Origin of the sequence: Motilibacter deserti (assembly GCF_011250635.1) — a bacterium.
Classification (GTDB): Bacteria; Actinomycetota; Actinomycetes; order Motilibacterales; family Motilibacteraceae; genus Motilibacter_A; species Motilibacter_A deserti.
Genome location: NZ_JAANNP010000003.1, coordinates 37,416 through 52,508 on the forward strand (window position 1 = coordinate 37,416; position 15,093 = coordinate 52,508).

The 15,093-nt window shown below is 71.8% G+C and carries 8 protein-coding genes; 1 reads left to right on the forward strand and 7 read right to left on the reverse strand.

The genetic code is table 11. The features are described from left to right. Positions 1-8 precede the first annotated feature (8 nt). From G9H71_RS08380 to G9H71_RS08390, 3 genes are all read right to left on the reverse strand, one after another. Positions 9-5,351: an Ig-like domain-containing protein gene (locus G9H71_RS08380; RefSeq protein ID WP_166280703.1), complete on the reverse strand. Its 5,343-nt coding sequence runs from the start codon at positions 5,349-5,351 to the stop codon at positions 9-11. 487 nt (positions 5,352-5,838) lie between these two features. After that, positions 5,839-6,726, reverse strand: a complete 888-nt coding sequence (locus G9H71_RS08385) for a hypothetical protein (protein ID WP_166280705.1) — start codon at positions 6,724-6,726, stop codon at positions 5,839-5,841. A 91-nt stretch (positions 6,727-6,817) separates the two neighbouring features. Continuing rightward, positions 6,818-8,761 carry an Hsp70 family protein gene (locus G9H71_RS08390; RefSeq protein WP_166280707.1) on the reverse strand — a complete coding sequence of 648 codons (1,944 nt, stop codon included), beginning with the start codon at positions 8,759-8,761 and terminating at the stop codon, positions 6,818-6,820. Positions 8,762-9,003: 242 nt separating this feature from the next. Here G9H71_RS08390 and G9H71_RS08395 point away from each other — a divergent pair, with 242 nt between their 5' ends. After that, positions 9,004-9,570: a hypothetical protein gene (locus G9H71_RS08395; protein WP_166280709.1), complete on the forward strand. Its 567-nt coding sequence runs from the start codon at positions 9,004-9,006 to the stop codon at positions 9,568-9,570. Between the two features lie 16 nt (positions 9,571-9,586). On the opposite strand, the gene G9H71_RS08400 is transcribed toward G9H71_RS08395, so the two are convergent. From G9H71_RS08400 to G9H71_RS08415, 4 genes are all read right to left on the reverse strand, one after another. Then, positions 9,587-11,956 (reverse strand): phage tail protein, encoded by a 2,370-nt coding sequence (locus tag G9H71_RS08400; protein WP_166280711.1) that lies wholly within the window; start codon positions 11,954-11,956, stop codon positions 9,587-9,589. A 321-nt stretch (positions 11,957-12,277) separates the two neighbouring features. Next, a complete protein-coding gene (locus G9H71_RS08405) occupies positions 12,278-12,595 on the reverse strand; it encodes a PAAR domain-containing protein (protein ID WP_166280713.1) in 318 nt (105 codons plus the stop codon). Beyond that, positions 12,595-13,137: a phage tail protein gene (locus G9H71_RS08410; RefSeq protein ID WP_166280715.1), complete on the reverse strand. Its 543-nt coding sequence runs from the start codon at positions 13,135-13,137 to the stop codon at positions 12,595-12,597. Before G9H71_RS08410 ends, G9H71_RS08405 begins: the two co-directional genes overlap by 1 nt. 9 nt (positions 13,138-13,146) lie before the next feature. Further along, entirely contained in the window at positions 13,147-15,093 is a 1,947-nt protein-coding gene (locus G9H71_RS08415) for a putative baseplate assembly protein (RefSeq protein ID WP_166280717.1), read from the reverse strand.

Consider the following 15,093-nt stretch of genomic DNA (forward strand, 5'->3'; position numbering starts at 1 on the left):
GCCTTCTGTCAATGGGCGGCGCGGAAGGTCGGGCGCCGGCGGGCCGGAGCTCCTGCGCCGCGCGGCGCGAGCCCGGACCCGGTGAGCAGGTAGAACGCGAGCAGCAACGCGATCGCACCGGCGGCGGCCGCGCCCGCCGCCCCGGACATCGCCGTGGTGGAGGTGGTGCTGACCACGCTGAACCCGGCCTCGAACGCGCGGTCCGCGCAGACCGCTCGCACCTCGTGCGGCCCGATGCCGGTCGGGGCAGGCACATCGGCCGTGAAGGAGCCGTTCTGGTCGGCCGTCGTGCCCTGGGCGGGACGGCCGTCGACGAGGACGCGCACCTGCTCCCCGGGCGCGCAGCCGTCGCCCGAGATGGGCACGGTCCCGCCGGGTGCGGCGGAAGCCGCGTTCACGGGTACGAGCGGGCCGAGCCGGACATCGACGGTGGCCGTGTCCGAGCCCCCGGACGCGTCCGACACCCGGTAGGCGAAGGTGACGGTGCGCGAGTGGGCGTCCGCGGGGGCCGTGTAGGTGACGCTCCCGCCCGCGGCCGCAGCCGTCCCGACGTCGGGGCGCCCGACGATCACGACGGAGCCCTGCAGCGGGTTGCCGGCCCCGTCGACGTCGTTCTGCAGCACCGGCAGCGTGACCTGCTCGCCGGGAGCCACGGAGCCGACGTCGTCCACCGCGTCGGGGCGGGACCCGGTGCCAGGAGGCGTCGTTCCCGGGTTGCCAGGGGCTCCGGGGGGCGTCGTGCCGGGCGGGGTCGTGCCCGGTGGGGCCGGGTCGGGATCGTCCGCGCCGGGCGTTCCCGGGTTGCCCGGAGTGCCTGGCGTCCCGGGCTCGTCCGTGTCCCCAGAGTCCTCGACCGTCGACTCCGGTGGCGGCGGCGCGACCACGGTGACGGTGACCTCGGCGGTCGTCAGCACGCTGCTGCCGGACCGCAGGCCGTATCGGAAGCGGTCCGTCCCGCTGAAGCCGTCGTCGGGCGTGTAGCGCACGCGGTCGCCCACGACCACCGCCGTACCCCGACTGGGTTGGCCGCGCAGGACGACGGTGAGGCCTTGCGCCGCGATGTCGTTGCGCGTCACCGCCGTGACCACCGCGTCGCCAGCTGCGGTGCGGGCGGCGTCGTCCTGCGCGCTCGGGACGGTGATGCGCACGAGGGCGACGTCGATCAACCGGCCGCCGGCGACGAGCCCGTAGCTGAAGGAGTCGGTCCCGGCGAAGCTGGCCCGCGGGGTGTACGCGACCGACCCGCCGTTGACGACGGCCGTCCCGTCCTCCGGGCCGTCCGAGATGACGACGCTGACGCCGCTCGGCACGAGGTCGTTGCCGGTGACGCGGAGGTCCGCCCGGCGTGCCGGCCGCAGCACTGCGCTGTCGTCGACGGCCCGCACCTCGCGCATGGTGACGCCGGCGCTGACGTCGACCAGGTCGCCGTCCGACAGCCGGTAGCGGAACGTCGCGGTGCCGAACGGGCCGCCCGGAGTGAAGCGGGCTCGGCGTCCGGGGGCGGCAGTGGCTCGACCGCCGGGGTCGAGCACTTCGAAGGCGAAGCCGCCGGGGCGCGCGTCGTTCGCCAGCACGTCCAGCGTCACCGCGCGCCGAGCGGTCGTGTAGCCGACGTCGTCGACGAGGACCGGGGGACCGGGGACGACCGGCCCCACGGCGGCGCCGGGGCCCTCGCCGACGGCGTTGGAAGCGCTGACGACGAACGAGGCCGGGCTGCCGGGCGGCAGGCCGTCCCAGGTGAACGTGGTCCCGGCGAGCGTCTCGCGCACCTCGCTCGTCCCGCTCAGCCGAACCCGATATCCGAGGATCGTGCTTCCGCCGTCGGTCGCGGGCGCTTCCCAGCTCAGGGTGGCCTCGTCGTCGCCAGGCACGACACGCAGGTTGCGCGGCGGGCCTGGGACGGTTGCCGGGGTGGCATTGACGGAGGCGGCAGGGCCGTCGCCGGCGTCGTTGAAGGCCGCGACCGTGAAGGCGTAGGCGACACCGTTGACCAGCCCCGTCCACACGTGGCGCAGCACGCCGGGACCGACCTGTGCGTCGAGCGGCGCGGCGCCGCCACTGGTGGAGGACGGGGTGGCGGTCAGCCGGTAGCCCCGCAGCGGGCTGCCCCCGTCGGACGCCGGTGGGCGCCAGGTGACCGTGGTGCTGGCGTTCCCCGCCGTGGCCGCCAGGTCGAGCGGGACGGTGGGGACCGTCCTCGGCGTGGCCGTCGCCGTCGCCGGCGGGCCGTCCCCAGCCACGTTGCAGGCCACGACCTCGATGTCGTACGCCGTCCCGTTCGTGAGGCTCGGCACGAGCAGGCTGCGCGCCGACGCCGGCAGGTACCCGGTCGAGCAGGGGGCGCCCGACGTGGGAGAGGGCGCGGGGCCCGAGCTCGTCGGGGCGACGCGAACCCGGTATCCGAGAACCGTGCTTCCGCCGTCGTTGGCCGGCGCGTTCCACACCAGCTGCAGGCTGCCGTTCTGCGGCGTGGCGGTCAGCGGCACGGGGGCGCGGGGCACCGTGCGGGGCGTCACCGTGGCTGAGCCTGGTGCGCCGGGGCCGGCGGCGTTGACGGCTGCCACGGTGGCTGTGTAGAGCGTGCCGTTCCGCAGGCCGGTGAACGTCACGGACAGCGGGGAGCCCGTCACCACCGCCGACTGCGTCGGGAGCCCGGGCGCCGTGAGGGTGACGCGGTACTCGGTGATGGCGCGCCCGCCGTCGGAGGCAGGTGCCGTCCAGTCGACCGTCGCTGCGGAGTCGCCCGGCGTGGCCGTCACGGGGCCCGGGGGGTCGGGCACGGTGAAGGGGAGGGCGGACGTCCGGGCCGGTGGCCCGTCGCCGGCGGCGTTCCGGGCCCGGACCTCGAACGTGTAGGCGGTGCCGTTCTGCAGCCGGTCGACGAGGAACGAGAGGGCGGTCGTCGTGCCCAGTGGCGTCGGGGCGCCGTTCACGGTGACGACGTAGTCGATGACGGGGCTGCCGCCGTCGTCCAGCGGGAGCTGCCAGGCCAGCAGGACCCGGGCGTCGCCCTCCGCTGCCGTCAGCGCGGTAGGCGCGGTGGGGGGCAGGACTCGCGTGATCGTGACAACGGCGTCGTCCTCGACGATGAACCGGCCTCGCCCGTCGTAGCTCGTGTGCCCGATCGCGTAGGTGAACTTGTCTTCAAAAACCGTGGTGCCCGCGTTCATGACATAGCTGATCGAGCCGTCCGCCGCGACGACGGCTGTCCCGTGCTGAGGCCCGTTCCCACTGACGATCTCGACGCGGCGGCCGGCCGTCTCGACGTCGTTGGCGAGGACGTCGATCCGCACGGCGCTCCCGCCCGCGACGGCCCGGATCTGAGCCAATCCATCCGGATCGTCGTTGGCCACGGACCTCGGACGGATCGTGACCCGGACGTACGCCCGCCCGACGATGCTCCCGTCGGCCGAGACCAGGTTGTAGAGGAAGTCGTCCTGCACGTTCGCTGCCGTGCTGTTGGGGACGTATTCGACGGTGCCGCCGCTGACCGTCGTCGATCCGTGGCTCGTCGTGGCTGGGGCGGTGACGGTGAAGCCGGCGGCTGCAGAGCCGTCGTTGGCCAGGACGTCGATGGCGATGGTGTCGTCGCCGGGGTAGATCGTGACGGGGTCGTCCTGCGGCGCCGGCGGTGGCGGGACGACGACCGTGACGCGCGCTGCCGGTCCTATCTCCCCCCCTTCGGAGTCGACGAGCAGGTAGCGGAACGAGTCGGTGCCGGAGAAGCCAGGAACGGGGGTGTAGAGGATGGAACCATCCGGTGCCGGGACGGCCGAGCCGTAGGTCGGCCCGCTCTCGCTCAGGACCGTCACGCCGTACGGGCCGGCGTCGTCGTCGTTCGCCTTGACGTCGATCGTCACCGGGGCGCCTGGTCCCGCCGTCGTCGCGGAGTCGGGGTTGGCCGTCGGGCCGAGCACCAGGATGGTCACGTCCGCAGTCACCGTGACCGGCGCGGTCGCGAGGATGCCCGGGATGTTGGTGGGCGGCTCAAGGACGAGGGTGTAGGAGAACGTGTCTCTGCCGACGAACCCGGCTTCCGGTTCGTAGCCGAAGAACTGGGTCGTCTCGTGCGTCGTCCTGCCGTGGTCTGTCTCGTCGGGCACGTCGAGATCCAGGACCTTGTACGCCTCGAGTTGATCGTTGTCGGCTACGTAGACCGCGATGCCCTTCCCCGTCGTGCAGGTGAACAGGTCGTCGACCGCGACCGGCCCGGTGGGCTCACGGGCGACTGATATGCGCACTGTCGCCGTGTCGAGCTTCGCGCCCGCTCTCTCCAGCCTGTAGACGAACGAGTCCGTGCCGACGAACCCGCTGTTGGGCGTGTAGGTGAACGCATAGGGCGAGCTGGCGGACATGTCGGCGGTGCCGTGGCCCGGATCGCTGACCTTGACGACGTCGACGTCGATGTCGCGGGTGGGCTCCTTGTAGATTCCCCGGTCATTGCCCAGCACCCTGATGTCCACAGAGCTTCCGGGCCGAGTCCGCGCCTCGTCGTCGAGGGCCACGGCCACCGCCGAGGGCATCGGCAGGACTACGACGCGCACCGTCGCGCGGGCGACCTCGGCGCCTCCGCGAGCGAGGGCGTACTCGAAGATGTCGTTGCCCTCGAACTCGGCATTGCTCGTGTACGTGACGGTGTCACCGGTGGCTATTGCCGTTCCGTGCGCGGGAGCTCGTGCGCCGGCCAGGGTGAGCGTCAGCCCCCCGACCTCGACGTCGTTGGACAGCACGTCGATCGCGATCGCTCGTCCCGCGCGGGCCACGGCCTCGTCGTCGACCGCGGTGGGCGCGAGCAGCAGCGCGGCGAGGGCTTCGAAGGACGTGACGCGGGCAACGGCGGGCTCGGGACGCACGAGCGGAGGACTCGACGCCGACGGCGTGGCGTCGGGCGCACCGGTGTCGGCCGGCGGGGGCGTGCTCGGTGGCGCCGCGGGGGCCTGGACGGATGGCGCTGCGGCGGGTCCCGGCTCGGGCGCAGCGGTGCCATCAGTCGGAGCCGGGTCGACAGCGGGGTCGGCAGAAGAGCGTCCCGCGCCCGACGGAGGCGAGGTAGGGGACGCTGCCGGTGCCGGGCCTTCCTCGGGCGTCGGCTCCGGTGCGACCACCTGGACCACGAGCGTCGCACTGGCGACGCGGGTCGTGCCGTCGCTCAGCGCGTAGTCGACGCGCTGCTCGCCGGGCGTCGTCTGCGCAGCGACATGGACGTCGAAGACGCCGTTGCCACGTGGCTCGACCCGCAGGGCGGGCGGCGCGGTCGTGATGTCGGCTCGCAGCCCGTCGGTCGCCTCGTCGTTCGCGAGCACGTCGACCCGCTCGGACTCCCCGGCGACGACGGTGAGGGTGTCGTCCACGGCTGCTGGTGACGGCTTGGAAGGGGACGGCGTGGCGGAGGACGGTGCAGCGGAAGGGGAAGGCGAGGAGGGCGGTGCCGGGGGAGCGGATTCGGTCGGGTCGGCCGCCGTGGCCGGCGGGCTCGTGGGCGCGGTGCCCGCCCCCGTCGACGCCGTCGAGCGCGTCGCGGCCGGCGAAGGCTCCGACGCAGGGACAGTGGGGTCGATCGGCTGCTGCTGCGATCGCGCAGGCGACGGAGCCTCGGGAGCTGGCGAAGGCTCGGCCAGCGGCGCCTCGGCGGGAGCCTCCGGCGTGGGGGAGGGCGATGCCTCGGCTGATGCGACGAGGTCTGCCCCACCGCTCGCGCCGGCCGGGGCGCTCGGCAGCACCACCATCCCTGTCACGAGGAGGAACGGCGTGAGCGAGGCGGCGAGGGCGGTCGTGCGGCGGGGCATGGTGCGTCCCCCAATGACAGCTCGGAGGTAGGGGTGGGTCTGGGCGGAAGCGTCAGGACGTACGCGCCTGCTTCTCGATGTCGGGCCCCCGGCTGCTGGCCGGCTCGCCGCTCGGCGACGGCAGCGTGATGGTCGAGGCCGTTGCGGGCTCTCCTGCTCTCGCGGCAGCATCGAGATCGATCGTGTGCCGGGCCGGCTGGTCCTTCCGCGGGCCGGGAGTGAGGAAGCCGAGGACGAGACCCACGAGGCCGCCCACGAGGACCAGGGTCAGTGAAGCCGTGGCGTCGGGCATGAGGACGCGCATGGCGGACAGGGTGAACGCGCAGGTGAGTCCGACGCCCATTCCCGGGATCGCGAACCGCACGGCGCGGTACCACCGGTTCTCGGGCAGCGCTCGGAGGGCGAGCCGGACCAGGGCGGGAATGAGGAGCAGCAGCGTGACGAGGGCGATGATCAGCCCGAAGATGCCGTAGACGGACCGGAGCGAGCCTTTGACGTCGACGGGCACGTCGACGGAGGAGACGACGTTGCGGTCCGCGTCCACGAGCTCGAGAGTCGCGGGCAACAGGCCGGTCGCCTGACCGCGCAGATCGCCGACGTCTACCGAGAAGTCACTCGTCTCCGTCGCGCCCGGTGCGACCTGCAGGTCGATCCGGGTCGAGTACTCGAAGAACGTGAGGCCGATGACCTTCCCCTCGAGCCGCACGGAGCGGATCTCGATCGGAGTGGTGCCCCGGTTCTCCACCTCGACGGTGACGGCCAGCTCGCGCTCGGGCCGGAGGTCGAGGGGGTCGTTGCTGTCGATCGCATTCGTCGTCCGGGAGTCGAGAGTGGCTCCGACTCCGACATCAGCGTCCGCGGCCGTCGCGGGAGGCGGCAGGAGAACGATCAGCAGGACCGCCCCCACCGCTCCGATCGACGACAAAACTCGTCGTCCCATGCGGCGAAGGTAGGACCGTGGAACGTCTCTGTCACCGGCTCGTTGCAGGTGGCGACCGAACAGGCTGGCGGCGCCGCCCGAAGGGGCAGACTTAAGCCGGCTTCCGCATCCGCTCTTGACGGCGCAGCTTCAACGCTATTGCGCTCATGACGCCGGCCGTGGCTCCGAGCGCGGCGCCGAGGGCGACCGACGCGATGCTGGGAGCGGCGATCCCGGCCACCCAGGCTCCCAGCACGACGGCCAGGCCGAAGCCGAGGCCCACGAGCGCCATCCCCGCCAGCGTCGCGAGGCCCGCCTCGCCGGTACGGCGTACGGTGCCCAGGAAGGACTCGGCGAACGCGGCCACGGCCAGCACGAGCACCAGCAGCGCCCCGGCCGGCAGGGTCAGCCACCCGCTGCCGTTCCGAGCGACCGCGAAGCCGTATTCGCTCGTGCTGTCGCCGTCCGTCAGCTCGAGCTTCGCGTCGACGGGGCCGGGGATGATCCACCGTGCCGAGGTGGCATTGAGCTCGGCCTGGCCGTTGCGATCCAGCCGCACCGAGTTGCTGCCGCCCAAGGGAATCCCGAGAACGCCGAAGCTGAGTTCTGCTGTGGGGCGACCTTCGCCTCGCGCGCGGACCGGGATCGGCTGAGCGAGGGCGATCTTCGGCGTGGAGACGTTCGGGTCCACGCCGGCGACCTGTACGGCGCCGGCCGCCGGCTCGGGCGCCATCGGCCCGCCACCGGGGCTCCAGGCGGCCACCGCTAGCGCGGCGAGGGCGCATGCGGCGGCGGCGCCACCGAAGCGGCGGGCGGACCGTCGCGTACGCCTGGGGACCGGCAGCGGGGTGGGCGCGGGGGCGGGCGTCGGCTCGATTAGTGCGCTCTCTTCCTGCGCCCCGGCCCCGTCGTCCGTCTCGTCCACGGGCGCCACGGATTGCCTGCGCGGGAAGGGGATGACCTTGCGCGCCGGGTCGTGCGCGCTGACCCCGCCGGCCGCGAGGTCTGCGTGCCGCGCGGCTCCGAGCGCGATCGCGTGCTCGGGGTCCGTGCTGACGACCTCGGCCGGGACGGCGTACCGCACCAGTTGGGAGACGAGTGGGATGCGGGAGGAGCCGCCGACCAGCAGGACGCCGTCGAGCTCGTCGGGCTCCATGGCCGCCGACGAGACCACTCGGAGCAGGGCCTGGGTAGAGTCCTCGATCGCGGGCCGGATCATCTGCTCGAACTCGCTCCGGGTCAGCCGGACGTTCCCCTGCCAGTTGGGCAGCAGAACGGGGATCTGCACTTCGGTGTCGGACGACAGCGCCTCCTTCGCCGACACGCAGGCCGACTGCAGCTGCGCGAGCGCGGCGGCCGCGACCGGGTCGTCGGGGTCGAGCTGGTCGGCCGCGCCGTTGGTGAAGGACACGACGTGCGCGAGGACCGCGGCGTCGAAGTCGATACCGCCCAGGTGCTCGATGCCTCCGGGCTCTCCGACGATGGCGAACTTGCCTTCGTCTCCGGCGACGACCACGGCGGCGTCGAAGGTGCCGCCCCCGAGGTCGTAGACCGCGAGAGCCGTGCCCGCGGCGAGCTGCCGGTGCCCCGCGTGCTGGATCGCCGCGGCGACCGGCTCGGGAAGCAGGAGAGGCGCCTCCAGCTCGGCGATCTGCAGCACCTGCTCGAACAGCTCCTGGCGGACCGGCCCCCAGTTCGCCGGGTGCGTGACCGTCACGCGGCTCGGCTTCTCACCCTCCCGCTCGGCGACGGTCCCGTGCACCCAGCGCAGCAGGCGCGCTGAGAGGCGCTCGACGGAGTACGCGGACTCGCCCAGCACGAGCGGCGTCGGGTCGCCAAAGCGGCGCTTGAACTCCCGGGCGACGCGGTCCGGGTCGCTCACGCCCCGCCGCTCCGCCGCCTGCCCGACGAGGATCTCCTCGTCCCCGCCGACAAAGACGACCGACGGCACCGAGGGCGTGCGCTCCCCGAGCGTGACCATCTCCGGCCGGCCGTCACGGCTCACGGCGGCGGCGGTATAGGTCGTGCCGAGGTCGACGCCGAGGGCGTAGGTCACGGTGTCATCCTCCCTCCACTTGGACTCTTCTGGTGCCGGAGACAGACCCACGCCTGACCCGTGCGTCGACGATCAGGACGCTTGACGATGACGCGGTCCAGCGCGACGCTGCCACGGTTGAAGTCCCATAGCGTCGCGAATGTCGAGTGGCGCAAGGTGGTGACGCAAGCGAGGGGCTGGTGGCGGTGGCAGGACTGTGCGTCCTCAGCGTAGTATCCCGACTATCGTTGGAGGGGAATGCAATGCCCACGCGGCTTGCCTTTGTTCTCGAGATGAGTGATGAAATCTTCGCCGCTTTCGCCGAGGAGCGGGGATGGGTGGGGGCACCGCAGACCGAGCGTGATTCAAGTGAAGAGGATCGCTTCGAGCGGACTTGGCAGCTGGCGGACGGTAGTGGCACTGTCGTCTTCGTGGATGACGCACTGCTGGAGGTCCAATTCGTGGAGGTGGAGGCGAGCGGGGAGCTGGAGGTTCGCAAGGCAATCGAAGAAGAGTTCCCGTGCTACGACAACGAGCAGTGTCTGGCTTCTCTGGACTTTGAACAGGAAGCCGTGACCGTGTGTCGCGCCCTGGATATGCTCGCGTGTACTGCACCTAATCGGTTCGACCAAAACGTCTTCAATGCTACCGTGCGGGCTTTGGCTGATGTGCGCGAAGAAGTTCGCGTAGCTGCGCTGAGAATTGTGCGACAAACCGAATGGACTGACTTCTTGGCAGTGGTGACCCGCGTATCCCTTGCCGACCCTAGCGATCGTGTGCGCAGGTTGGCTGCAGGACCCAGGATGATTCTAGAGGTCCTATCCGAGTAGGACTGGCAGGCGGCGCTCAAACTGGTCGCAGTGCGATAGGAAGCCGCTTGACCTTCTGGATCGCCTGGTCCAGTTTCTCGTTGTACCGAGACAACTTGTGAAGGAGGGCTAGGCGATCTTCGTTGGACAACTTTCCAAGTTCTTGCTGTATGGTGGGGTCGTCGGGCGAAAGAATCCTCATCGTGATACCCCATTCTCGCAAGCGAACTAGCCCCGCCTCTCCGCTGCGCATATGCCGTAAGGTGGTGATTGACCCGTCGCTCCCTTCGACGTCCTGCTCGCCGTGGTATAGGGCCTCCGACTGCACGTCTATGCCCAAGCTCCACCCCTGTGATCGAGCCCAGGCCCGCAGTTGTCCCAGATGCTCGGCGCACCTTGCGCACGGACTTCGCGTCACCTTAAGGCTCAGAACAGCCCGGGGCTGCGTTTCCCCGGGCGCTGTCTCATCGGCAGTCGGTCCTGTGCTGCTCGCCCACGTTGACTTCACCTCGCTGATCACAAGATCCTCGGCGTGTGTCGTCTCGCTTCTGCTCAGCTTTTTCTCGTAAGAGGTCACACGTGTGGATGTGTGAAGCTCGGCCAGAGCGGCTGTCTCGCCGTAGCCGACGGTCGGCCGCCCGCTGGGCCACTTGAATGACCCCGAGAGGATTACGTTCCTCTCGATGTTCAATGAGAACTCCGCGTAAGGCTTACCGAGGTCGGTCAAGAGTTGCCGCGCCTGCTCATCTGCAGGGTCAACCTTGACGCTGCGAACTTTGGTCACTGGGCTTGCGGCGATATACACGTCGAACTTCCCAGGCTCGGCTCCTGTTCGCACCTCGAGCAGGTCTAAACCCTGGGGAGCTCGTTGCCGCATTATCCTCCGGACTGCGGGTTGTACTGCCTCGTCGCGGACGCCCTCTGGTAATGCTTCGGCGACATCTGTCGCCACCAATTCACGAAGCCGCGGGTCCTTCTGTCGGTTATTGTCGGATGTGCCATGCCTAGGGCTTCCTCCTGAGCCGGCTCCGGTGAGCCGTCGCGCCAACCCCGCGACCCACCCCACCACCCGGTCCAGCGCGGAGTCGATCACCCCCCGAACCCGTCCGAGGATGTTGCGGACAGGCGTGGCGACGTCCCCGATCCCGAGCAACCGGGCGAGGAAGCCCAGCACGACCGGCAACGCCCGCGACATGGCCTGCTCGACGGCGTTCACGGCGTTGCCGATGCTCCCGCTGGCGATCGCCGCGATCGAGTCGAAGACGGAGTTGGCGAGGGCGCCGAGCTGCTGGGCGCGTTCGATGAAGAACTTGATCGTGTTGTAGACGGCGAGGATCGCCTGGATGATCGCGCCGGCCGGGTTGAACATCGTGATCAGCCGCGTGATGGCGGCACCGACGACGGAGTTGGCGACCCAGTCGCGGATGCCGCCGAGGACGGTGTCGACGAGGCCGCCGGCGAAGCTGGCGATGCGGTCGGCGATGGCACCGAGGCCGCCGGTGACGACGCTCTGGACCCAGTCGACCGTGCGCTCGATCAGGGCCAGGCGGGGCTCGCCGATGAGGCGGGCGATGCGGGGGCGGATCGCGGCCCAGGTGAGGCCGAGCATCTCCATCGCGAAGCTGAGGATGCCGCGCAGGTCGAAGCGGGCGGGCAGGGTGACCGCGCCGCGCAGGGCGCCGGTCAGCCAGCCGAACAGGCCGGTCTGCAGGTGGCTGACGATGTTCGCCAGGAAGTGGCCGAGGCCGCCGCGGACCGCAGCGACGAGGTTGCCCGCGAAGCCGATGGGGTTGCGGACGATGGTGGTGAGCACGCCGCCGGCGCGGCGCACGATCGCCATGACCTGGTCGCCCGCTCCGCCGGCCATGGACAGGACGCCCTCGAACACGAACTCCAGCAGCTTGCCGCCGGCGCCGACCGCGAAGTCGCGCAGCCGTGCGAGCGGCGGGCCGAAGATGCCCGCGATCTTGTCCCAGGCCCCGGCCGGGTTGAGGATGTCGCCCGGCGTCAAAGCGTCCCAAGCCCGCGAGAACAAGCCGCGGATGGCGTCCCAGGTCAGGCCGAGCTGCCCCCACGCCGTGGTCAGCCAGTCCGCTGCGCGCTGGATCGCGCCGGACTGGGTCAGGTTCTGCACGATCGCAGCACCGCCGGGGATCAGGCCGGCGATCGCCCCGATGACAGTGGTGGCCGTGCGCTCGACGGCCTGCCCGCTCACCGGGTCACGGCCGAGCACGACGCAGAGCAGGCCGTACCCGGGCATCCGGCGTGCCCATCCCGCCAGCGTGCCCAGGATCCGGTCCTTCGCGGCCCCCGCCACCGCGCCGGCGGCACTGCTGATCCCACGCCCGACCGCGCTCGCCGCTCCGCTGATGGCGCCGCCCACGCGGTCCCAGAACCCGCGCTGCACAGCTGTTCCGGCGCCTACCTGCCCCGCACCATCGGGTCGCTGCTCGCCGGCGAGGGACGCGGCTGCGGGCTCATGCCTCATGAGCGGGACGGCTCCGGGTGCCGGCGGCGTACGCCCCGCTCCCGCAGTGCGGCGCTGCACGAGAGCCGCCACCGCGGCGTTCCCGGCCGCGCGCTGCAGCGCGAGCAGCTGAGCGGACCGCGGGCCGTTCCCGGGGCGCTCGGCCCGCGCCGGAGCGGCCGGCGCGCGCTGCACGTCCTGCCCGGGGCCCGGCGCGGCTGCGTCCCGCGTCAGCACGGTGGTCCGTCCGGCTGCATGGCCTCAGCCCCCCACGATCACGGTCGGGCACCCCGGCCCCGGCACGATCGGGGCGCCGTGCGTGCTCATGTCCGCCACCCGCGCGGCGGGAAAGCCGCCGATGAGGACGGTCATGCTTCCCATCGCGATGCCGTTCGGGGCGGGGGAGACGCAGACGATCCCACCCGGGAGCGCGTTCGCGACAGCGGCCGGCATCCCGCCGATGAGGACGGTCGGTACGGCCGCGGCGGGCGTGATCGGGCCGCCGACGTGCGGCTTCGGCCCGTCGAAGAGCGGGCAGAGCGCCGTGTCGCCTGCGCGCAGCGCCGGCCCCGGAGGCATCAGCCCGTCGCGATCTCTAGCCGGTGCAGGAGGTGGGCGGGCTTGAGCCGCGACACCATGTGCTCGAGCTCGCTCCGGTCGACGCTCCCGTCCAGCCGCCCGAGCCGGACCACGAGCTCGTACGGCGCCGTCCCCTCCACCAGCTGCACGTCCGTCCCGGTGTGCAGGGCCAGCTGGCGTTCGAGCGCCGCGGGCATCCCCTGCTGGCTGAGCAGGGCGGCCGTCTCCCGGATCAGCGCTCGCTGCCCGGCCGGGTCGGGGATGCGCTCGGGGTCGACGCCCACCCACTCGGCGATCCAGGCGAGGAAGTCCGTCGGCGCCAGATCCGGGTCGAAGTAGGCCTCCAGGCAGTCGAGGACGACGAAGACCGGGGCGAGCACGGGGTCCAGCCCCGACACGAAGCGTTGGGCGAAGTCGTCGTCCTGGTAGAGGCCCGGCAGCTGGGCGGCGATCGAACGCGGAGACACCGGCACGGTGCACGCCTCCCCGTCCTCGTCCGGTCTCGCGTGGACGAGCTGCTCCAGCTCCAGCGCTCCGCGCATGCCGGCTCCTCAGACCCTGACCTGGTGGTGATAAGAGAAGACGAGTTCGTGCGTGCCGATCTCCAGGCGGTCGACCTGGCCGGCTCTCCGCTGGCTGGCGAGGTCGACGGGGAACAGGCGTACCGCGTCCACGATGTCGACGCCGGGCACGCGTTGCAGCACCGCCGCGATCTCGTGCACGAGCACGGGCCGCCCGAAGGGCCAGCCACGGCCGTCCGGGCCGCCGCGCAGCGGGTCGAGGTAGCGGTAGAGCGCCCGCAGGCTCGCCGCGCTGACCATTGTGCTCTCGGCCGCGGGTGTCGACCGCATCGTCGCGACGACGGTCACACCGACGTACGTCGCCCGCTCGACCGAGACGCGTGTGCCGACCACCCGCCGCTCGTCGAGGAACTCCTGCACGCCTGCCACGACGTCCGGTGCCGGGATGAGGTCCTGGAACTCCAGGCCGCCGTGCTCGCCCTCGGGCGCGACCGGCACGAGCAGGACCCGGACCGAGCCGGGCGCCACCCCCGCCTCGCCGGCGGTGACGCAGCGCGCGCGCGCGACCGAGTTCGGCGCCGCCTGCTTGGCCAGGTTCTCGAAGTCCTCGGCGGTGACGGCGCGCTGCCGCGTCCGCAGCACCATCGGGCCCCGGACCTTCGCCTCGTCCACGCTCTCGGGATCCGTGCCCCCGCGCGCCGCGATGCGGTTGTCCACCGACGTGATGTAGGGCACCGAGTCCTTCAGCACGTCGATCGCGTGACGAGCGATGTTCCCCTTCCGTCCCCCACCGGAGAGGTACTCCCGGATCGTGATGCCGGAGCCCTGCGGCGGGACGCCGCCGTAGCAGCGCAGGCTCCCGTCCGGGTTGCGGACCGCGGGGCCGAACACCAGCTCACCCGCGACGGCGTCGACCATCACGTGGTGGGAGTCCTGCGTGCTGGCGGCGAACGATGCCACCTCCTGCCACTCCTGAACGCCTCTACCGGTGTCGACCTCGACCACCCGCGGCCCCGGGCCGGGCACGACGGGCGTGTGCCGCAGCGGGAAGCGCTGGCCCGGGACGCCGTCCGAGACGCCGACGACCTCGTTCAGCACGACGTCGGCGTGCACGGCGTCGACCGTGCCGCCCATGGTGAACGCCGTCACTCGGTTGATCCGCGGGGAGCGCTCGTACGCCCGCAGCCCGTTCTCCGCCGGCACCACGCGGCACCGCAGCCATGCCGCCAGCCGTTCCAGTTCCCCGACGGAGCTCTGGTGCGAACCGGGGACCGTGAGCACGACGTCCCCGTCGAGGTTGAGCGCACCGGTGGAGTCGGAGATCACCTCGCACTCCGCCCACGTCGCGCCGTCCCACGCCTCCCAGACCGTGGGGGCGTATTCGGGCAGGACGCCCGCGGCGGTGAGCTCGCACCCGAACCGCACCGTCACCAGGCACGCGGGCACCGCGTCCGAGAGGCCGATGTAGAGGCAGTCGCCGGGCTGCGGGAGAGGGGCGAAGCAGTCGAAGGAGAGCCCCTCGTCCAGCATCCCGGTGCGTTGCACGACGCTGTCTCCGGCCGGCTGCGTCACGACGTACGCCCGCCGGGTCGCGATGATCTCCAGCAGTCCCGTGGTGGTGAACACGACGGCCTCCTCTTCGCCCCGCCGGGTCGCGACCCGCGTCCCGGCGGGCACCGGGACCGTGCCCGGCTGCGGCGCCGAGAGCTCGAACGTGACCGGGACGTGCGCCGCCTTCGGCGCCTCCAGTTGCACGCCGAGGAGCTCGAGGAAGGCCACCTGCAACCGGTCGGGGACCTGGTTGAGCCTCCAGAGCAGCTGGTCGACCATGTAGGCGAACGTCTCGATGAGCGTGACCCCCGGGTCGGAGACGTTGTGGTCCGTCCACTCCGGGCAGCGTTGCTGGACGAGCCGCTTGGCGTCGTCGACGAGCGACTGGAAGTCGCGGTCGTCCAGGTGCGGGGCGGGCAGCGCCAT